General features: G+C 66.8%; 1 protein-coding gene. It reads left to right on the top strand.

What is annotated here, in order from left to right; translation table 11 throughout:
• On the top strand, positions 1 to 1,034 hold a 1,034-nt coding region (locus SNE206_RS40035; RefSeq protein ID WP_407918514.1), incomplete at its 5' end, for an RICIN domain-containing protein.
• Positions 1,035 to 1,113: the final 79 nt, after the last annotated feature.

Below are 1,113 nucleotides of genomic sequence, written 5' to 3'. Positions count from 1 at the left end.
TCCAGATCGTCAACGCCGGCAACGGCCTCTGCATCAGCGACCAGAACGCCTCCACCACCAACGGCACCGCCGTCATCCAGGAAACCTGCACCGCCAACACCAACAAGCAATGGGCCTTCAAACCCGTTGCGGGCCGCACCTGGTCCGACACGGCGGACGGTTTCGCCTCCACCGGCGGCGGCACCACCGGCGGCGCCGCGGGCAGCACCGTGACCGTCACGACCTTCGCCGACCTGGTCAGGTACGCCACCTCGGACAGCGCTTACGTGATCAGGGTCGCCGCCGCCCTCACCGTCACGCCGTACGGGCACGAGATCCCCGTGAAGTCGAACAAGACCATCGTCGGCGTCGGCACCTCGGGCCAGATCGTCAACGGCGGGTTCTTCCTCGGCACGGGCGTCCACAACGTGATCATCCGCAACCTGACCATCCGGGACACCCGGATGACCGACGACGACCCGGACGACAAGGTCTACGACTACGACGGCATCCAGATGGACACCGCCGACCACGTCTGGATCGACCACAACCGGATCGAGCGGATGAACGACGGCCTGATCGACAGCCGCAAGGACACCAGCTACCTCACCGTCTCCTGGAACGTCCTCGGCGAGGTCAACAAGGCGTTCGGCATCGGTTGGACGGACAACGTCACCGCCCGCATGACGATCCACCACAACTGGATCCACGACACCAACCAGCGCAACCCCAGCGTCGACAACGTCGCGCTGGCCCACCTCTACAACAACTACCTGCAGAACGTCACCTCGTACGGCAACCTCTCGCGCGGCGCGTCGAGGACCGTCATCGAGAACAGCTACTTCGACAACGTCGCCAACCCGTACAACATCGACACCACGGCCGCCTCGCTGACGCAGTCCGGCAGCATCGTGGTCAACAGCACCGGCAAGCAGGTGACGTACGGGACGACGTTCACGCCCGGCTCCTACTACAGCTACACGCCGGACGCGGCGAAGGACGTGCCGGCGCTGCTCGGCCAGTACGCCGGGCCGCAGGGCAGCATCGGAGGCTGACCCGGACGGCACGGTCTCCGGTCCGTCGGGGGACGGGCCGGGAGGAGCCGGCCGGGCCCGGTGATCAGCGGGCCCGGCC

Source organism: Kitasatospora sp. NE20-6, assembly GCF_045862635.1.
The sequence above is the reverse complement of the archived record's forward strand: the minus strand, read 5'-3'. Positions and strand labels throughout refer to the sequence as shown.